We start from the raw sequence: 19,199 nt of genomic DNA, 5'->3' as shown, positions 1-19,199 counted from the left end.
TAAAAAGAATCACCAACAAAGAACAGTACTTTGCTGGTGATTCTTCTAATGCTATTAATTTGTCTTTATCCATTCGACTCGAACAATAACTTCTTGATTTCAATCTCATTGTTAAAGATGACTAATTCTGCTTTCCCTCATATAATTAATTAGGGAAATGAATTAATTTATTGAGTAATAATTTTGATAAGAGGATTATAATTCCTTCATCATTATATATCGGATATCTTCTTCACCTTCTACATTAAATCCTTCTTTCAAATACAACTGATAAGCTGGTAAGTTATTTTTTTCAACACCTAATACCATCTTATTGATTCCATCCTGTTTGGCATAGTCACAAACTGTTCTCATGATTTCTAGACCATAACCTTTACGTTGATATTCCTTTTTAACACCAATGTATGCGATTAGTCGAAGATTCTCTTCTTTATCCACACACCAAGCATATCCAACAATACTATCCGTCTCATCAAAAAAGGTATAGAAGTAATTTCCTTCGCTCTCTAACCCATCTGGTAATAAATCGTGTACCTGCCCTTTCCAGTCTACCTGTTCTGAATCTTTTATGTCTGAATGACTTTTAATTAATTCAAATGTTAACTTCATCATTTCATCAAATTCAGTAAGGTTCATCTTTCTGTTACTTAACATCTTAATACCCCCTACATAACATAATTTACTATCAAAGTTTCGTTTATTATAATTTAGTGAATAGGATTAATACACCATTATTTTACATATATATGAGGGCATTCTATAGATTATTTATTTTTTTATTTTTTCAAATATTAATTTTCTTTACAGGACGTAATACTTGATAACCTAATATTTCAGGAATATGTCGCTGATAATCCCGACAAACTGACTCATTCCATTCAAACGAATCGGAAGCTTAAGAGGCCTGGTTTTCTTTCGATAGGCAGCCGGTGTATAACTTATCTTACTATTTTTTTCTCCATAAAGTAGACGAAGCATAAGGACGTAAACCAATACTATAATAGAATTGTTGAGAAGAACCGACCAATGCAGTTTTTGCACCTTTTTCTCCAACACGTCGTATTCCTTCTAGAACCGCTGCCTTGCCTAACCCCATCTTTCGATATTGGGGATCTGTAGCTACAGGTTCGATGACTGCATATCCTGCCTCTTTATCAAACCACATACCACAATAAGAAACAAAATTACCATTTGGTGCTACAACTGCTACCTTTAAATCTAAATCCACATTAGGACGTAACATTTCTTTATTTCCTTGTAATTCAAGTTCCTTCGTAAACTTATATTCACCCTCCCCATTTAACTCATGATTAAACCCTTTCCATAAACCCTTCCATATTGTTTTAAGTCAAAAGTATCCTGCATGGTGGTGATTCTAAAACCTTCAGGAAGCTGATAGTCTGTAGATGTTTGCTCAATGTAGAATATTGAATCGAGCTCCCTGTTTTCTGAAGCCACATAACCTAATATCGCTGCAATCTCTTGAAATTCTTTATCCTTATCTTGTATAACAATTTCAAATTTACCTTCCTTTGATAGTTTCTCTTCAGAGTATAATAACATTTCTTTCTTTAAATAAGCATACTCCGGTAATGTTAAGCAGAAAGCGCTACCTAAGGAGCAATCAAAAGTTGCAACACCCACAACCTCACTATCCTCACACCATAATCCTATGTTACCCACAGAGGTTCGATCCAGATATCCGTGGGTAGCCATCCAATCCCACCTTACATAAGTAAACTCACAATATCCAAGTTTAATGAAAAAATTCCTCACCAAATAATAATCCTGAGTAATACCAGCTTGATTTGTATAGTTTCTAAAATTAATAGACATAGCGATACCTCCTAAATACTCTTAATATTTCTAGTCTATTTCATTATAGTTCATACCGAACCAATTGAGTATTCCGACCTTTTTTATAATTATTCTACCCCACAAGATTACTTTAATCTTTTATCTTGTTTTTCAGCACAAGAGAGCTAAATGTTTAAGAAACAATCCATAAAAAACGAGAACAACTTGGTGGATAATAGAAACTACCCCTTTCAATAAATTCCAAAGGCTGCTATACTATCAAATCGATCCAATTGTTCTCATTTTATAAAGGAAATTTGTTATTATAAAGATCTTACTTAGTCCATTCTATAAACTATTTTTCTCACCGTCTCGTATGCTAATCCAAATTCTTCTGCTAGCTGTTCGATTGTAATACCAATCTGAAACTTTTGCTTTATCACTCGGTTTCGACTCTCAAAGTATTGTCTTGTACCATTTCTTTCTCCCCATTTTATTTCCTTTTTAACACTGGGGATATACAAAACTTCTCCATTCACATATCTTTGGATTTCATTTAAGAGATTATCTGGTAATATTTCTGCTGCATTTATGTACTTCAAAATATCCGCTCCTTATCAATATAATTAGAGAATTAAGTCTCTCCTTTTTATTCATAAAGTGCAGAGCTTCGCAGATATTTCTTATTATCCCATACAGAAAAGATCTATCGCTTACTCTGCATGGGATAAAGCTTGGTCAAGACTATTTCTCAAACGAATTCTAATACTCATATTAATCACCACCTTAAATTTAATCATGATCTTAATTAAATACTACAACACGAGACATAACTCGTCAACATAATTAAAGGGGTTGAAAAAATATATTCAATTACTTTGGATAGAATAATTCGATAGTCCCAAAAAGAAGGTTTAGGGGATGCGGCGCATCCTTTAACATTCACCTTATAAACTAGAGAAGCATCGCTTAATAGCTATGAAATTGCTATTTTGCGATGCTCCTTTCTTTAATTTTTTGGCTCTGTCACAACATTTTGTTGATATTCAGAACATTAGTTTGTAAGTTCTTTTTAGTGTGTTATAATACCCTTATAAACTGTAAAAGGAGGGATATTATATGCCAGATATTAAAGACGTTTTTACACTGTATACTCAGCTTTCACCACAAGAACAGAAAAAGCTATACTCAATGATTTCATATCAACTACCTATTGATAACGATTTTGAGCAATTTGTCAAAGATGAACGCTTTACGTCTGGATTCGTATGCCCCCATTGCGGTTGTATTGGTCATATTTCAAGAAATGGTCATATTTACAAAACTGATAAAGACGGAAACAAAACCATTGATAAACAACGTTATGTCTGTAAGGACTGTGGAAAATCCTTTACTGTATTATCTAACTCAGTTGCATCTGGAACACGCAAGAATCTTAGTATTTGGGAATCATTCACTAAATGTATGTTGAATGGTTTTTCTGTACGTAAATCTGCGAATATTTGTGGTATTCACCGAAATACAGCTTTTGCATGGAGACATAAACTCCTGGATGCCCTCCAGCAACCTGCTGAAAAAACAAGATTGGATGGTATTATAGAAGCAGATGAAACCTTTTTTCGTGTTTCATATAAAGGCAATCATAAGAGAAGTTCCTTTAAAATACCGAGAGAAGCTCGCAAACGTGGTGGTTTAGCACATAAAAGAGGATTATCAAAAGAGCAGGTCTGTGTCCCATGTGCTATTGACCGAAAAGGTCATTCTTATGGTAAAATAGCATCATTAGGAAGGATAGCAACTAAGAATTTACATGCTGTTTATGATGGAAAAATCTGTTCTGAATCAACTCTTTGTACGGATAAAATGAATGCTTATGTTAGATTTGCTAAAAGTAAAAATATTCAGTTAATTCAGCTAAAATCAGGTAAAGAGAAAAAGGGAATTTACAATATTCAAAGAATCAATAATTATCATACAAAGCTTAAGAAGTTCATGGATAAATTTAATGGTGTGGCTACAAAATACCTTAACAACTATCTTGTATGGCATACTTGGTTTGACTTAAAAGGTCATACACAACTTGAAAAAGCTGATTTGCTCTTAGCTAAAGCAATGACAAGTATTCTTTCTTTTCACTTCAGACAATTGTCAATGCGTCCATCAATACCATTAAATATCTGAATTTGAGTTATTTTAAATATAGAAGAATTATTAAACTAATGGATAGAATGGAGGGTATATATGTTTGAATTAGTATTTCTGGTACTAATTGGGTTAATTTTTAGTTTTTTGGGGTGGCGTATCTGGAAAAAAGAACAGATAACACTAATCCATGATTATCACTATACTAAAGTGATTGAAAAGGACAAGAAACCATACACAGAAAAAATGGGTAAGGCATGTATTGTTATGGGAATCGGAATGATATTGACAGGTGCAATTGATTTTATAACAACTACGTTTTATGGATGGATATTCTTTGGAGTCTGTTTTATTATCGGTTTAATTATTATGATTTTTGCTCAATTAAAGTATAATGGTGGGTTATTCTAATAGCATTATTTAAGCAGAGTGGTAAGCTCTGCTTAAATATCACTAATTTTCAACAGTATGTTGTGACAGAGCCAATTTTTTTAGTAAAAATTATTCACTACAAACCATGGTGTAACAGACTCATTATTTTTTATAACTTCACTGCAATTATTTTTTATAACTTCGATGCACTATCCTTATCTACATAAACATGTGCGTTGTCATGTCTCCTTAATATGCTAGCTGGGCAAGATTCATTGATTGGCCCTAGAAAAGTACCTTTAATTGCTTGTGCTTTTAAGATTCCAGGAACGATACAAAAGATGTGATTTGCCTGCATAAGTTTCGGAATCGAAACTGTTAACGCATTCTTAGGAACTTCATCTAGACTCTCAAAACATTTATCATTTACTTGTTGCTTTCTACAATTCTCTTCAAGTTCAACAATCTTAATATTTTTAGGGTCTTTAAAATCTGCTACCGGTGGATCATTAAATGCAATATGACCATTTTCTCCTATTCCCATGAAAACAATATCCAAAGGATGTTCTTTCATTATTGCCTCTAATCTCTCGCATTCTTCTTCCGGTTCTTTTTCACCATTGATTAAAAATATCTGGTTGAAAGGAACCTTATCGAAGATTGCCTTTTTTAAGAATGCTCGAAATGTGCGGGAATCCCCTTCTTCTAGGCCCATATATTCATCCATATGGAAAGCATTGATTCGATGCCACGGAATATTTTTATCATTTACTAAAGCTACTAAAAATTCATTCTGAGATGGAGCTGCCGCAAACATACAGTTGATTACGTCTTTCTCTTGCAATAACTTTTTTATACACTCCGAAGCTTCTCTAGCAGCTGCTTCTCCCATCTCTTCTCTTGTATCATAAATATTTACGACAACCTTATCAAAATGCTTTTGAACCATTATTAGCCTCCATGCTGCGACTATCTTTTAGGAGCAGTTAAGGGCGTGGGTTTGGCGCAGCACAAACTTGGCGTGTGATTCACTCTTATCTCCTTACCTTTGAATAGTTCTTTCGTACGGAGTCCCTTACAGTAGCGATGGAAACTCCAGCTAACTTCAAAATACAGTAATGGTTACCCCCATTTTCTCCATATCTATTTCTTTATATCTTAAAGAATTTCATTTGATTATTAAGATTTTCCGCAGTTTGTGAAAGCACTGATGCATCCTGTTCTACCGTAAAGCTATGTTCTGTTATTGTCGCAGCATGGCTTGATAGGTTTTCCGAAGTTGCTAGTATTTCTTCTGCTGCAGCAGATTGTTCTTGCGTTATGGCTGCTACCGAAGTAGCCACATCATCTACACGGTTAACATTTACAATCATATCTTCGACAATATCACTGGTCTCACTGATAGTTACATAGATCTTATTAAACGTATCACTGGCAGCTTGAATTAAGTTTATACTGTTTTTAATACTGTCCGTACTTTCCTGTGTCTTATCTACAGTATTGGTTACAAGCTTTTGTATGTTTTGATTTAATTCCGCTATACTTCTCACAGAACTTTCACTGGTTTCAGCAAGCTTTCTAATTTCTTCTGCAACAACAGAAAATCCTCTTCCAGATTCTCCAGCTCTTGCTGCCTCTATCGCTGCATTTAATGATAATAAATTCGTTTGACTTGAAATATCAGCAATCAACTTAACGATATCATTGATTTTTTCACTGGATTCAATTACCTGTTCCACTGCTTCTTTTAGCTGAGATACATTGAAATCAACACTCTTCATAGCAGTATCAATATGAAGCATATCTTCTTTACCTTTTTCAGATATCATAACGGTATCTTTCATCTTTTCACCTGCATCTTTACCTTTTTGGCCTGTTTCTGAAGCTACCATAGAAAGAGAGGTCGTATTTTCTGCAACATCAGTTACAGCTCTAGCTAACTCATCTACCGTTTGATTTAATTCTAACATCGCATTTGATTGTGTTTGTGCGGAATCGTATAATACTTGAGCGATTTTAGTACTGTTATCAGACTGCTTTTCTAAACTGTTTGACATGCTGGTAACTTCTATAATTGTACCTCGCATTGTTTCAATAAATTTTTGCATGTTATTGCACATCATTGCAATTTCATCATTTCCCTTAATGCTCACATCAACAGAGAAATCGCCTGATGTTATTTTTTCAATAGAAGTATTTAAATTCTTTACTGGTTTTATGATATAGTGAATAACTCGTTCTACTAAGACTACTAACACAATCATAGAACCTAGAAATAGAACAAATACAAAAATTTGAAGATTGTTTAATGTTTCTAAAATTTCGGAATGAGGTATGTATCCAATCACCTTCCAAGGAGTATTCTTAATCGATTGAACATCAACAGAATATTTACTTCCATCTAATGTTAGCTCAGTGAATTCATCAATATCTAAATTTATCCTAGCTGCCATCTCTGCAATCAATTTATCGTTATTACTAACATTAAAATCAGTATTGATTAGAGTTTCATCATTAATTGCGAGAATCTTACTACTGGTTATATCAACGATAAAAAGTCTGCCAGTTTCCATTATCTTTTTCGTACTAATAATTTTCGACATTTCTTTTAAAGATATGTCTACTGAAGCGACTTTTTTCACTCCATTAGCTGACTTAAGTTTAGCAGAAGCACTTACAATATATTCTCCAGTATGAGCATCTAGATATGCTGTTCCGTATTGGAAATGTTCATTTTCCAACCCTTCTTTAAACCAATCCCTCTCAGTAACTATGAAACCTGATGGCATTGTAAAGTCAAAAGGAGTAAACAGTTCTTGCTTGTCTGTTCCAACATATACACCATCTGCAAAACTATCATTTTGATTCATAGTTGATTTTAAGTACTTCATCAAAGCATTGGTATCTAATTCAACATTATTAAGCGTATTCTGAACTTGATTTAATGAGGAAATTATTTCTTGTGACCAAGTTTCTATCTCATTTGCATTTGATTTTGTTAATGACTTTACCAGTTGGTTTGCATCATCCATTATGATTTTCCTTGAATTTGTATACGTAATCATAAGTAATGTTCCAATTGCAATGACAACAAGCGGAGCAATTATTAGAATGAGTTTTGTTTTTATACTTCTTTTTACCTTAGTATTTCTTACTTCTTTTTTTCCAATGGTCATATAAATCTCCTGTGTATAAATCTTTCGTGTTTTTAGTTATCACTTAACATAATGAAACATCTTTTTAAGTTCAGACTATGAGCTTTTAATGTTTCATTGGTTTCTTCCCCGAATACATCTATAGTTCTGATTACCTCATTTCATGCCGTTATGAAGTTATTTTTTCTATCAACCTATCTCCTTACCTACCATCCATATCAAATTCGTCTTTGGTGTCCTTATCAATTAATTCTTCTTCACATGACGCTGTGATTTTACAAATCTGATTCATATACTTCTTTAAGACTACTTTACCACCCTGATCTTCTTGTAACTCTAGCAATTCATATTTTAGATGCTTTGAAAAAATTACTGGATTGCCAGGAACCCCTTCCCAGGTAACACATCCCGCTATTTTTTCCTGATTCAGCGTTTCCTTAATTAATCTCTCCACAGTCTCTACCTTTATGAAAGGTTGATCCGCAACCATAAACACATAATAATCTGGCTGAATCTCTCCTTCAAGTAAACCAGCTTTAATTGAATATGAGATTCCAAGTGTACTTTCTGGTGAATTTACTATATGAGTTCGATCATGTAGATACGGATCAGACTTCATTTCCTCCACTGCCTCCATCACTGGTTCAAACCGGGTAACAACATAAAGCTCTCTGTCGAAATCCTTTAATATAAGTTCCTTCATAACTTCTAACCCATACATAAACATCGGCTTCTCATCAATCGAATATAAAAGCTTATTACTTCCAAAACGACGGCTGTTTCCAGCCGCCAGTAATATAAGTCTAGTTTTCATTTTTTAATATCCCCATCATAACCTTCTCAGGAGTTATTGGTAACTCACGATGCCATACTCCAGTCGCATTATAGATTGCATGCGCAATCGCAGGGGAAGGAGTATTAATTACGATTTCACCAATTGATTTTGCTCCAAAAGGACCAGTATGCTCATAGCTACTTTCAAATTCAACTCTCATCTTACCTACATCAAGACGAGTAGGAATCTTATATTGCATAAATGAATTTTCATAGATTCTACCAACAGAATTATAAGTTACATCTTCGTACAATGCCATACCGATACCTTGTGCCAAACCACCTTCTGTTTGAACACGAGCTAAATTCGTGTTGATTACCGTACCGCAGTCAACTACTGCAACATAATCTAAAAGGGTGGTAGCTCCAGTCTCTTTATCTACCTCAATCTCAACCATACCAACCATAAATGGAGGTGGTGAAACTTTAGAAGAATGTGACACTGTTACTTGTGTAGCTTCTGTATTACCACACATGGACTTTGTTGCAATGTCCATTAATGTGATTTCTTCGCTACCATCAACCTTACTAATCTTCTTTCCTTGGAATACTAAATCTTCCGTCGAACAAGATAACATTTCACCTGCTATCTTACACATCTTTTCTTTTAATTGCAGACAAGCTTTTTCTACCGCTTTTCCTGTCACATAAGTTGTACTAGATGCATAGGAACCAGAATCATAAGGAGAACTATCGGAATCAGCTCCATATACAATGATATCATCAAAATCACATTCCAGACACTCTGCTGCCATCTGTGCTAAGATGGTATCACAGCCAGTTCCCATATCTGCTGCTGCGATGGATAATGCATAAAATCCTTCATCGTTTAACTTAATTGTAGCAGAACCTACATCGACTCCTGAAATTCCTGAACTTTGCATCGCCATGGCAACACCGACACTTCTTATTTTCCCATTTCCTAAATCAACTGCCAAAGGTTTGTTATCCCAATCAAACATCTCTTTCGCACGAGTCATACAGCGATCTAAGGCACAAGAACTGTTTGTTTCATCATGATAAGAAGGCATAACCTGTCCTTCTTTTACCATGTTCTTCTCACGGATAATTACAGGATCCATGTTAAGTTTCGATGCTAACTCATTCACTGCTGATTCCATAGCAAAGATACCCTGCGTTGCACCATATCCTCGGTAAGCACCAGCAGATTGGACATTCGTATACACTACATCATAGCCAAAACGATAAGCCTCTAAGTTATTGTTATAAAGAGAGATCGATTTTTGTCCAGAAAGTCCTACCGTAGTTGGCCCATGTTCTCCATAAGATCCTGTATTGGATAATGTATAGACATCTAGTACACGAATGATACCCTCTTTTGTAGCACCAATACGTACTTTGATTTCCATCTCATGTCTAGGTGTGGAAGCGGTTTGACTCTCTTCTCTTGTATAAATTAGTTTCGCCGCTTTTCCAGTTTTCCATGTAACAAAAGCAGGAAATATTTCTGTTACACAAGTTTGCTTTGCACCAAATCCACCACCTATTCTAGGCTTAGTTACACGTATTTTTGATTTTGGAATATCTAATGCATTCGCTAAAATACGTCTCACATGGAAGACAATCTGAGTAGAGCCTATCACATGTAACCTGCCATATGGATCCATTGTGGTATAGGTTCTAAATGTCTCCATCATCGCTTGTTGATTGGCTTTCGTATGGTAAGTATTTTCCACAATAACATCACACTCTGCCATAACGCCATCAACATCACCATGTTCGCTTAAATCGGTCGCACAGAGATTTCTTTTGTTATCTGCTCCAACTGGACAAAGTGCTTCCCAGCTTTCTTCTGGATGAACCAATACTTTATTATCTTTTGCAGTCCTAAAATCTAGAACTGGCTCTAGCACCTCGTATTTTACTTTAATTAGTTTTAGCGCTTTATCAACCGCTTTTTCTGTCTCTCCGGCTACAATTGCCACACCATCACCGACAAAACGGAGTCTTTGGTCTAAAATCAAACGGTCATATGGGCTTGGTTCTGGATAGGTCTGACCCGCCATTGTAAAACGTCTCCCAGGTACATCTTTATAAGTATAGATTGCTTCGATACCTGGTACCTTTTTCGCAATCTCTGTATCAATCTCATTTATCATTGCATGTGCATAAGGGCTATGCATTACTTTAACTACCAAGCAATCAGATGGTGTTACATCGTCTGTATAAACAGGTTTTCCTGTCACTAATGCCATGGCATCTATTTTTCGAATTGGTTTATTAACTACTTTAAAATCTGCCATTAGCATACACCCCCTTTTTCTTTCTTAAAGCTAAGGAATGCCTTGATTCCACGAAGTTGTCCTTCATATCCTGAGCATCTGCATAGATTTCCTGCTAGATACTGTATAATCTCTTCGTCTGTTGGGTTTGGATTTTCACGAAACATGGCAATTGCATTCATGATTAATCCAGGATTACAAAATCCGCATTGTTCTGCACCTTGATCCGCAATAAATGCTCCAAAATCTTCTGCTTCTTCTTGTAAGCCTTCTAATGTTGTTATCTTCTTACCATCTACTCTAGCCACTAGCATACTACAAGAAAGTACTGGCTTGTCCTCAACAAAAACAGTACATAGTCCGCAATTTGCTGTTTCACAGCCTCTTTTTACACTGAAGCAACCATGAGCACGTAGAAAATCAATTAATAACATATCAGCAGCAACGTCTTCCGTCACCATTTTTCCATTGAGCCATAACTTAATCTGCATAAGACGTCACCTCATAATCCTTTAACTTTAACAATGCTCGCTTTGATAATACGCCAGAAAGTATCTTGCGATATTCCTCGCTTCCACGCATATTACTTCCAGTAATAATCTGACCCTTCATAAATTCGCCAAACTTTTCTGCACTTTCCTGTGTGATACCATCCTTTAATATACCGTTACTATCGTATAGACAGACTGCACGCTTTGGTCTAGCACCGATGACACATCGATACGTTCCTTCTATATTACTAACCGCACAAGTCAATACAGGAAAGTCTGTATTCGTATTTCGTTGTGAAAGGTAAGCCACCTTCATCTTTTGTTTTTTAATAATCACGCGTACTAAAAGGTCATTATCATAAGGCATTTTTGAGAATTCCTCCATTGAGACAATTCCCTTTTGATATAATTCAACCGAAGCATCCAAAGCCATGAATATAGTAAGTACATCAGAAAAACCATATCGGCCGAATATACTCCCGCCAATCGTTGCGAGATTTCGGAATTGAACACCTACAATATGTTTTACGCTCTCAGAGACTGCGTTATTTGTCATAGAATTGATACCTTTATGTAACTCTAAGGTACGAAGCGTTACCATAGCTCCTATTAAGTAGCTATCCTCCGTTTCTTCAATCGTATCTAATCCTAAATTTGATAAATCAATGGCTGTACCCACACTTTTTTTCTGCATCTTCAGCCAAAGCATTCCGCCAAGAATCACGTTATTTTTCTTTTGGTTTAATTCATAGGCTTGCTGTAAACTCTCTGCTTTTACATACTGGTTAATTGTTAACACGTGTATCCTCCCTTATGTCTATTTCATATCAAAAACATTTTGGTAATTACTACGAATCCTTAAATCATATAACTAATCGTAATAACGAAACTTGTTTTTGATAAAATTATCGAATTATAACGTCCTTATGTTATCTTATTATTCCGTCCTTGCAAAAATTATCAAATATAGAAATATCTCCATTCTGTAACTGAATTTTTTCTTATTTAAAGCATTTGCAAATCCTTTGATATTCTAGCATGGGAACATGGCTTTGTCAAAGCGAAAGATGATAGTTTCTTTACCATTTGTTTCTTGATGAATACTTTTCGTTTCACTGAAGCAATACTATCTTTAAGATCTTTAAAAAGAAAAGGAGGAAAAAGTAATTCCCCTTACTAAGTTTGTGCATGCGCTGTGACCACAAACTATTAATTCTTAAATGGCAGCGCAGAAATGGAGTAATATATGGAAAATAATAAAATTGATGGTTCCTCTCTCGCTATGGCGGCACTAGACGATATACCACAACCAAAAGAAAATGCAAAACACATTACTGGATTAGTAAAAGAAAGTGGCACTATTACAGGTTATCAATTATCGGATGGTGCAGTTGTCTCAAAAGAAGAAGGCGTTCAACTTGCCAAAGCTGGTGAAATCAGTGGAGTAGGTGTAGCTCATCGTAAAGATACCGAATATCTGAAATCATTACCAGATGGCACAGAAAACAATAATTTAAGCAGTTTACCGACTGTAAAAAGTTAAATTGTTTTCTCTTAATAGTAGCGAATTTTGATATCTCATAAGAGAAATTGAAAATAGCTTTCTTAAATAGATTTAGGCAAACTGAATTTCCATTATGGAATATCAGTTTGCCTTTCTTTCTAAAAATTATATAGCTCTAGCCACTTCATTTGCCTCAGCAACTGCGTTAAGAGCCCTTCTTGCTCGTATAGCATCTCCAATAACATGAGTCGCTATGTTATTTTCCTTACAGTATGTGATAATATTATCAAAATTACGTGACTTTGCACCGATAGCTACGACAACAAATTCACAAGGGATTTCTTCCAAATTACCCATTCTATCTACAACTACTGCATGTTCTTTTATTTCAACACATTTTGCATTGGTTACTGTTTCTACACCAGAAGCATATAGACTTTCCATAACACAAATATTACGTAGCTGACCAAGATCCTTTGCGACCTGATCAAGCATTTCTACTACTGTAATATGGTCTGCCATCTCATGAATATATTCAGCAACCTCTAGACCAACAAGACCGCCACCAATTACTACAACTCTGCCTGAAACTTCTTTTTTACCAGCAAGTACTTCATGTGAGTTCGTCACATGAGAAAGTTTTGCTCCCGGAATATTTAATTCGATTGGAGCAGACCCTACCGCTATAATTACTTCCTCTGGATTAATCTGCTTGATTAATTCTTCTGTAACCGGTTTATTAAGTCTTACCTCAACACCTTCACTCTTCACTTGCTCACCCATTGCAATGGCAGCTAGTTTCATCTCCTCTTTTCTTGGTGCTTCTCCTGCTAAAGCAAACTGACCTCCAAGCGTTCCTGAGGCTTCACATAAGATTGGCTGATGACCTCTTCTTTTTAACTGAAGGGCAGCTTCCAAGCCTCCGATACCACCGCCAATGATTAACACCTTCTTAGGGTTCGTTGTTTCGGTAAGTTGATATTCCGCTTCTCTTCCGAGAGCTGGATTTCTTAAACAAGTGATAAATGGCATCTCTGTCGATACAAATCCGTCATAACATCCTTGATTACAGCCTACGCAGCGTACAATACTGCCTTCCCGTCCCTCCTTTGCCTTATTACAAAATTCAGGATCTGCTAATTGTGCACGTCCAATAACAACCATATCCGCTTTATCATCTGTTAGTATTGTCTCTGCTTGTAAAGGATCATTAATTCTACCAACTGCTACTGTAATCATGCCCGTTTCTTTTCTGATTCTTGCAGCATTTTCAACATTAAAGCCTCTAGGTAAGTCAATCGGTGGAACCTCATATTTGATTGCTGCTGTTGAGAAATTACCTCTAGAAACATCCAGTACGTCCACGCCGGATGCCTTTGCCATCTTACAAAATTCAATAACTTCCTCAATCGTAAGTCCGCCCTCAAGATAATCATCATGAGCATCAAGTCTCATGAATAACGGCATATCCTCTGGAATGTTCTGTCGTATAGCTTCGATACATTCAATTAAAAATCTTGCACGGTTAGGAAGGCTTCCTCCATATTCATCCGTTCTTCTATTAAAATATGGGCTTAAAAAGGAGTGAGGTGTATAATTATGCCCAGCATGAAATTCAATCGTATCATATCCTGCTTCAACAGCTCTTTTTGCAGCCTCACCGAATGCATTCACCGCTTCTTTAATTGTCTCAATACTAGCTCCTGGCAGTGTATATTCAGTACCCGGCACAGGAACATCACTTGGTATAATAATCATCTGTTCTGGGTCACTTGCAACAGCAAAACCTCCAAGCCATAACTGTACCCCCGCTTTTCCACCAGCTTCATGAATGGCATCAGCTAATTTCTTTAATCCCGGAATATATTTATCTTCACTAATTGCTAAGAATTTTTTAGGGGAAGCCAAACGATACACGGAGCAAACCTCGGTAAAGTTTAATCCACATCCACCTTTCACTCTAGCTACATGATAGTCTATCAGTTGTTGATTCACTTGCTTTTCTTCAGTGGGCATCTTCGTTCCCATCGCAGGAAACATAATTCGATTTTTTAATTCCAAGCCTCTTAATTTTATTGGACTAAATAGTTTTTCGTAAGCCATAATCTTAACCTCCAACTTTTATTATCATCGAATGCCACAACTTAAAATAACTCTATTATGATGATACTTGGATTATATATCATTGTTAAAATTAAATCAATATGTTTAAAACAAATTGTTTTAATTTTGTCATAGTATTTTTTTTACGCATTAACAACTATCCTATATATAATGCTTCAAATGATATAGGGTCCATATTTGTTACTATAAATGTGTAGTTTGGAACCTATACTAGGACACAATAAAAAACGGAAGCTGTCAACTTACTGATGACAACTTCCATCTAGATACAATTATACTCTTACTAAAAATAAAGCTCTATCGCAACATGTGGTTGAAAAATGATATTAATTTAGTAGGGCATAAAATGCTCTGCTAAATGGGACTTCTTTTATTACACAATATATAAAGATTGCGAACTTCAATCATTCATAATTTATCGCTCTAACACATAGTAAGAATTATATTCTGTTCCATCTCCGCCAAATGAACTACTATTCATATTTTCTTTTATTTTCCTTTTAAAATTGAGAGTAAGTACTTAATATAGGATACTCTATCTTCTCTATCTTCTATAATAGTGGTATTAAATTGATTTATTCCTTGATTTTCGATTGGATAATTAATGGCTGACCAAAATACCATTAATTTGTATTGATTAAGATCTTCCTTTAACACTTTAGCTAAGAGATCATTGATACCTGTCGACATCTCATCAGATGCCTTTAGAATCTTTTTTGATATTTCATCCTCTTTTTCTTTGGCATCTTTTAATAGGACAGTAATGCCTGGATATCGTATTATATATTCCAAAATTTCATTGCATGCAACTATTAGTTTTTCTTCGTCTTCATATTCTTCCTTAAGAATATCGGTAATGGATTGAGTGTTTACAATGTATAGCTCCTTCGCTTGCTTTAACATTTCCTCCTTCGTGCGGAAATAGTAGTTTATTGCACTTACATTAACATCTGCTTCCTTAGCGATAGCTCTTATCGATATATTGCAGGAGCCATCCTTCCCGATCAAATATAATGTCCTATCTAATATTTTTTCTTCAATGCTTTTTAATTCTCGCAATTTTGACCTCTATTCACTCGTAATCATAAATTTGTTTGGCTTGTAATACTCTTTTGCAAACTATCTACTTTATTGCCAAACAGCTTGCTTTCAATTATAACATAGTACCAAAAACTGTAAAGACGTTTCTTAGTAGGAAATAGAATGACAAACGTAGGATTTACTATACCAGTTTCTTCTTATTAAAAACCATCGCTCCCATAATACCACCACAAACTCCTCCTAAAATATGAGTTAAATGCGATATGTTGTCTTTCGTTGTTAGCCCAACCGATATCTCTTGTCCAAGATAGATAATTACAACAATAATAAGAGTTAATGGTATCTTCCCCTCTTTTAAACTGACCATCGAAGACAGGACGATCATCATAAATACGATTCCACTTGCACCTAGTAATCCATTGGTAAAGAATATAAAATTAATGATACCAGTAACAAAGGCTGTTACAACGATCATTTCGAGTATTATTTTACTTCCATACTTTTCTTCCAGCATTGGTCCAAGGATTAATAACAGAAGCATATTACTTGCATAATGTTGTAAATCTGCATGACCTAAGACATGACTAAAAAACCGAAAATAGGTAAACGGATCTGTCAAGGAAGAACGATAAACACAGAAAAATTTTAACGTGGAAGCTCCACCTGTTGCTTCTCCCAATAGTAAAACAATAAAGGAGAGGATTGCAAAACTTAAAACTACTGGTGCATTATAATCGATTCTCTTTAGAAATTTCATTATAACTCCTTTTTCCATGAAAACAAGTTTCTTTCTTTTACAATCTATTAATATAGTAACCTTGTTTCTCAAGCACATTCAAAGCTTTTTCAAAATCAACATCTTTTGTTAATATGTAATCAGTATTATAGGTGGACACTGCGAAAACACCTATATGATTTTCTGCAAGGATAGTTGTAAGTTTAGATAATATCCCAATCAATGAAAAGTCCAATATGCCTTCAATACGAAATGCTCTCCATCCATCGTTACGTTCTATCGTTTCAGGGGGTGCGAACTTTGTACTACATACTAATGATATTTCCTCCTCTGTTTTCCCTAGAAAACAATACTCATCTAAAAAATTTATTTTGTTAATATTATCTATTTTACACACTGTAAACTCTTGATTAATCACTTTCAGTTCCATCTTTTTATCCCCACCTACCTGCATATTAGTTTTATTTTATCGCTTGTTCTTCACGACATTTTACTCATTGTAGCTTACATTGAAGTGGTTTGCAAGATATAACTGAACAACCAATACTTTGTAAAATAGTTTCACCGAAACATCTTGGTAATCATGAGTTATACAGGCCCTTACGCATTAATTAAGGCACAAACAAGTTAGAAAAATGTTGTGCCTTAATCAAAAATACGCTCAATAATTTATCCTTCTGCCATTGCGGGATGACAGTTTTTAGTTAGTAAATAAAATATCCCCTCGATGCGCTATTACATACTTTTTATTTACTGTATCACTTATCAAATATAATTAATATCCTGCATCTGTAAATGCTTGTAACGCTTTATTATAAGATTCTTTTGGAGTAGTTAAATTACTGAATAACAAAGGATTTTGGGAGGCACGCCAAGATACGCTATCATATAGTCCCCACCATGTAATACCAGTGATATTCCCACCTGCTTTCTTTAGAGAAAGAATAGCAGTCATCAAATCATATACATAAGTAGCTTGTGTGGAAGCTGATGTATTCGTAACATCAAGTTCAGTAACCTGTACTTCATATCCTGCATTCAAGAACTTCTGCATAGCTGTTTTATATGCCGATACAGAAGGATAGGAGGTATTTAAGTGAGACTGCATTCCAACACCAGCGCAAAGTTTCGTACCAGAGTTAATAAAATTTACTAATGATAGGATCTGATCTGTAACCTCATATGTGTTGTAATCATTATAAAACAATTTTACTGAATTCGTTAATCCAAAACTGCTAAGACAATCATACGCATACTGGAAAGCTTTCTTTACATAAGATGGTGTGGTACCAAGGTTGGATCCATAAACTTGAGACCATCCAGAGGTAGAAGCATGCAAATACTCATTTACAACATCCCAAGCATATACTACACTTCCATAGCTTCCATTATAAATATGACTCATATAAGACCTAATAAACATTTCCATTCTTGCATCCATAACAGCTTGGCTAACATACGATCCACTAGAACTATAACCTGTTCTAAAGAACCAATCCGGTGTTTGGGAATGCCATACTAATGTATGTCCTCTAAGCTTTAGCCCGTTATTGTAGCAAATCTGTAGAACTGCATCGATGGTACTAAATTTAAGAGTTGGAACTGTACTTTCCGTGTAGCTAGAAGGAATATAATAACCATTCGATTTTGCTTGAGCAACAGTCATTAATGTTGATGAACTTCCAAGAACTGCATCTGGCTTCATTTCATTCTCTAATGTGATACTATTATATTGCGTCTTAATCACACTTAGTGTATTTGAATTTTGCAGCTGACTTAAATTAACAGCAGTTCCAGAGTTTTTTAATATATTTCCATAAGTGTTTAATAAAGTTGAAGAACCAGTGCCAGAAGACCCTCCTGTCATTGTAAATGTAACTCGATTCACAACTGCTGAGTAGTTATTTGTCCCTTGCGCCATTATTCCAATACTGTTTACCTTTGCCGTACTATTTGGTGCGAAGGTACAGTCTGAGGTATTGGAATTAAAGTTATACACTACAGCCACCTGATTTCCAGAAGTATCGTAAAGCTTAAATGCAATCTGTCCATTTGGACTGGAAGCATTGAATGTTACACTAGTACATTGAGACATATCTAGCGTTTCCGGAAGATTGAACTTAATTTCACGGTATTGACCAGTGAAATTAAATGTTCCTGATCCATTACTGATAGAATATGTAACTCCCCATGTGGATTGATAAGTCATCGAATTAAAATCATAGGTCTTATTGGTTGCTGCTTTTGCGATTGATGTTGGAATTACCATGATCAACATAAGAAATGCGATACTAATTCCAAGAATCTTTTTAACCTTTCCGTTCATTTTTTGTAGCATAATTACCCCTCCATTAATAATTTATTTACAATGAAAGCACCTATTAGGATTCCTCCATTGTATTAACAAAGCAGACCCCGCAAATCTGCTGTGTTTTTAAAATTATAGAATACATTACTTGCAATCTTTTGTTTCATAAACAAAAAAGTTTATCTATTCTGCTATACGCATGGTACTATCAAAGAATGTTTTAATAACAAAACTCGTCAAATGCTTGTACAAAATATGTTCTATATTGCAAACTATTCTTTAAATATTGGGTTAATTATTCTAACCATCTTTTTGTTACAAATTGGTATTTTTTGTATATTTCTTATTATCATTTTATCATGCAGAAATAAATCAAACAAGTATTTTTTAATATAAATATAGGTAGGTTTAGTCTGTATTTTATATCGAATTGTTGTATATATACTTTTCTA

General features: G+C 34.9%; 18 protein-coding genes. 3 read left to right on the top strand and 15 right to left on the bottom strand.

What is annotated here, in order from left to right; all coding sequences use genetic code 11:
- Positions 1 to 195 precede the first annotated feature (195 nt).
- The 4 genes from CPHY_RS20735 to CPHY_RS07935 all read right to left on the bottom strand — a co-directional run bounded on the left by CPHY_RS20735 (position 196) and on the right by CPHY_RS07935 (position 2,399).
- Positions 196 to 654: a GNAT family N-acetyltransferase gene (locus CPHY_RS20735; RefSeq protein WP_012199555.1), complete on the bottom strand. Its 459-nt coding sequence runs from the start codon at positions 652 to 654 to the stop codon at positions 196 to 198.
- A 292-nt stretch (positions 655 to 946) separates the two neighbouring features.
- Positions 947 to 1,243 (bottom strand): GNAT family N-acetyltransferase, encoded by a 297-nt coding sequence (locus tag CPHY_RS07945; RefSeq protein ID WP_012199554.1) that lies wholly within the window; start codon positions 1,241 to 1,243, stop codon positions 947 to 949.
- Between the two features lie 56 nt (positions 1,244 to 1,299).
- Complete coding sequence (locus tag CPHY_RS07940; RefSeq protein WP_012199553.1) at positions 1,300 to 1,836, bottom strand: hypothetical protein; 537 nt, start codon at positions 1,834 to 1,836, stop codon at positions 1,300 to 1,302.
- 299 nt (positions 1,837 to 2,135) lie between these two features.
- The gene (locus CPHY_RS07935; protein WP_012199552.1) at positions 2,136 to 2,399 is read right to left on the bottom strand and encodes a CD3324 family protein; all 264 of its coding nucleotides are present in this window, start codon (positions 2,397 to 2,399) and stop codon (positions 2,136 to 2,138) included.
- Between the two features lie 517 nt (positions 2,400 to 2,916).
- On the opposite strand from CPHY_RS07935, the gene CPHY_RS07930 reads away from it, so the two are divergent.
- Both CPHY_RS07930 and CPHY_RS07925 read left to right on the top strand, forming a co-directional pair.
- Positions 2,917 to 3,978, top strand: coding sequence for an IS1595-like element ISClph1 family transposase (locus CPHY_RS07930; protein ID WP_012199551.1), 1,062 nt, complete (start codon positions 2,917 to 2,919; stop codon positions 3,976 to 3,978).
- A 60-nt stretch (positions 3,979 to 4,038) separates the two neighbouring features.
- Positions 4,039 to 4,350, top strand: coding sequence for a DUF3784 domain-containing protein (locus CPHY_RS07925; protein ID WP_012199550.1), 312 nt, complete (start codon positions 4,039 to 4,041; stop codon positions 4,348 to 4,350).
- Positions 4,351 to 4,504: 154 nt separating this feature from the next.
- On the opposite strand, the gene CPHY_RS07920 is transcribed toward CPHY_RS07925, so the two are convergent.
- From CPHY_RS07920 to CPHY_RS07895, 6 genes are all read right to left on the bottom strand, one after another.
- Positions 4,505 to 5,260: a glucosamine-6-phosphate deaminase gene (locus CPHY_RS07920; protein ID WP_012199549.1), complete on the bottom strand. Its 756-nt coding sequence runs from the start codon at positions 5,258 to 5,260 to the stop codon at positions 4,505 to 4,507.
- Positions 5,261 to 5,462: 202 nt separating this feature from the next.
- Positions 5,463 to 7,487, bottom strand: coding sequence for a methyl-accepting chemotaxis protein (locus tag CPHY_RS07915; RefSeq protein WP_012199548.1), 2,025 nt, complete (start codon positions 7,485 to 7,487; stop codon positions 5,463 to 5,465).
- A 181-nt stretch (positions 7,488 to 7,668) separates the two neighbouring features.
- Complete coding sequence (locus CPHY_RS07910; RefSeq protein WP_012199547.1) at positions 7,669 to 8,280, bottom strand: nucleotidyltransferase family protein; 612 nt, start codon at positions 8,278 to 8,280, stop codon at positions 7,669 to 7,671.
- Positions 8,270 to 10,564, bottom strand: coding sequence for a xanthine dehydrogenase family protein molybdopterin-binding subunit (locus CPHY_RS07905; protein WP_012199546.1), 2,295 nt, complete (start codon positions 10,562 to 10,564; stop codon positions 8,270 to 8,272). The genes CPHY_RS07910 and CPHY_RS07905 overlap by 11 nt, the downstream gene beginning before the upstream one ends.
- Positions 10,564 to 11,034, bottom strand: coding sequence for a (2Fe-2S)-binding protein (locus CPHY_RS07900; RefSeq protein WP_012199545.1), 471 nt, complete (start codon positions 11,032 to 11,034; stop codon positions 10,564 to 10,566). Before CPHY_RS07900 ends, CPHY_RS07905 begins: the two co-directional genes overlap by 1 nt.
- Positions 11,024 to 11,833, bottom strand: a complete 810-nt coding sequence (locus CPHY_RS07895; RefSeq protein ID WP_012199544.1) for an FAD binding domain-containing protein — start codon at positions 11,831 to 11,833, stop codon at positions 11,024 to 11,026. Before CPHY_RS07895 ends, CPHY_RS07900 begins: the two co-directional genes overlap by 11 nt.
- Positions 11,834 to 12,280: 447 nt before the next feature.
- Here CPHY_RS07895 and CPHY_RS07890 point away from each other — a divergent pair, with 447 nt between their 5' ends.
- Positions 12,281 to 12,577 (top strand): DUF3892 domain-containing protein, encoded by a 297-nt coding sequence (locus CPHY_RS07890; protein WP_012199543.1) that lies wholly within the window; start codon positions 12,281 to 12,283, stop codon positions 12,575 to 12,577.
- A 126-nt stretch (positions 12,578 to 12,703) separates the two neighbouring features.
- Here CPHY_RS07890 and baiCD read toward each other — a convergent pair whose 3' ends face one another.
- The 5 genes from baiCD to CPHY_RS07865 form a co-directional block, all read right to left on the bottom strand.
- Positions 12,704 to 14,641, bottom strand: a complete 1,938-nt coding sequence (gene baiCD / locus CPHY_RS07885) for a bile acid Fe-S flavoenzyme BaiCD (RefSeq protein WP_012199542.1) — start codon at positions 14,639 to 14,641, stop codon at positions 12,704 to 12,706.
- Between the two features lie 510 nt (positions 14,642 to 15,151).
- A complete protein-coding gene (locus tag CPHY_RS07880) occupies positions 15,152 to 15,721 on the bottom strand; it encodes a TetR/AcrR family transcriptional regulator (RefSeq protein WP_012199541.1) in 570 nt (189 codons plus the stop codon).
- A 163-nt stretch (positions 15,722 to 15,884) separates the two neighbouring features.
- Positions 15,885 to 16,460 (bottom strand): rhomboid family intramembrane serine protease, encoded by a 576-nt coding sequence (locus CPHY_RS07875; protein ID WP_012199540.1) that lies wholly within the window; start codon positions 16,458 to 16,460, stop codon positions 15,885 to 15,887.
- A 37-nt stretch (positions 16,461 to 16,497) separates the two neighbouring features.
- On the bottom strand, positions 16,498 to 16,869 hold the full coding sequence (locus tag CPHY_RS07870; RefSeq protein ID WP_012199539.1) for an ACT domain-containing protein: 372 nt from the start codon (positions 16,867 to 16,869) through the stop codon (positions 16,498 to 16,500).
- A gap of 345 nt (positions 16,870 to 17,214) precedes the next feature.
- Positions 17,215 to 18,777 carry an endo-1,4-beta-xylanase gene (locus CPHY_RS07865; protein WP_012199538.1) on the bottom strand — a complete coding sequence of 521 codons (1,563 nt, stop codon included), beginning with the start codon at positions 18,775 to 18,777 and terminating at the stop codon, positions 17,215 to 17,217.
- Positions 18,778 to 19,199: the final 422 nt, after the last annotated feature.

The organism is Lachnoclostridium phytofermentans ISDg, assembly GCF_000018685.1.
In the GTDB taxonomy this organism is placed as follows: domain Bacteria; phylum Bacillota; class Clostridia; order Lachnospirales; family Lachnospiraceae; genus Lachnoclostridium; species Lachnoclostridium phytofermentans.
The sequence above is the reverse complement of the archived record's forward strand: the minus strand, read 5'-3'. Positions and strand labels throughout refer to the sequence as shown.

What these genes read in the sequence shown, in the direction of transcription:
- CPHY_RS20735 (WP_012199555.1), bottom strand. Translation starts at nt 654, where the DNA reads ATGTTAAGTAACAGAAAGATGAACCTTACTGAATTTGATGAAATGATG.
- CPHY_RS07945 (WP_012199554.1), bottom strand. Translation starts at nt 1,243, where the DNA reads ATGTTACGTCCTAATGTGGATTTAGATTTAAAGGTAGCAGTTGTAGCA.
- CPHY_RS07940 (WP_012199553.1), bottom strand. Translation starts at nt 1,836, where the DNA reads ATGTCTATTAATTTTAGAAACTATACAAATCAAGCTGGTATTACTCAG.
- CPHY_RS07930 (WP_012199551.1), top strand. Translation starts at nt 2,917, where the DNA reads ATGCCAGATATTAAAGACGTTTTTACACTGTATACTCAGCTTTCACCA.
- CPHY_RS07925 (WP_012199550.1), top strand. Translation starts at nt 4,039, where the DNA reads ATGTTTGAATTAGTATTTCTGGTACTAATTGGGTTAATTTTTAGTTTT.
- CPHY_RS07920 (WP_012199549.1), bottom strand. Translation starts at nt 5,260, where the DNA reads ATGGTTCAAAAGCATTTTGATAAGGTTGTCGTAAATATTTATGATACA.
- CPHY_RS07915 (WP_012199548.1), bottom strand. Translation starts at nt 7,487, where the DNA reads ATGACCATTGGAAAAAAAGAAGTAAGAAATACTAAGGTAAAAAGAAGT.
- CPHY_RS07910 (WP_012199547.1), bottom strand. Translation starts at nt 8,280, where the DNA reads ATGAAAACTAGACTTATATTACTGGCGGCTGGAAACAGCCGTCGTTTT.
- CPHY_RS07905 (WP_012199546.1), bottom strand. Translation starts at nt 10,564, where the DNA reads ATGGCAGATTTTAAAGTAGTTAATAAACCAATTCGAAAAATAGATGCC.
- CPHY_RS07900 (WP_012199545.1), bottom strand. Translation starts at nt 11,034, where the DNA reads ATGCAGATTAAGTTATGGCTCAATGGAAAAATGGTGACGGAAGACGTT.
- CPHY_RS07890 (WP_012199543.1), top strand. Translation starts at nt 12,281, where the DNA reads ATGGAAAATAATAAAATTGATGGTTCCTCTCTCGCTATGGCGGCACTA.
- baiCD (WP_012199542.1), bottom strand. Translation starts at nt 14,641, where the DNA reads ATGGCTTACGAAAAACTATTTAGTCCAATAAAATTAAGAGGCTTGGAA.
- CPHY_RS07875 (WP_012199540.1), bottom strand. Translation starts at nt 16,460, where the DNA reads ATGAAATTTCTAAAGAGAATCGATTATAATGCACCAGTAGTTTTAAGT.
- CPHY_RS07870 (WP_012199539.1), bottom strand. Translation starts at nt 16,869, where the DNA reads ATGGAACTGAAAGTGATTAATCAAGAGTTTACAGTGTGTAAAATAGAT.
- CPHY_RS07865 (WP_012199538.1), bottom strand. Translation starts at nt 18,777, where the DNA reads ATGCTACAAAAAATGAACGGAAAGGTTAAAAAGATTCTTGGAATTAGT.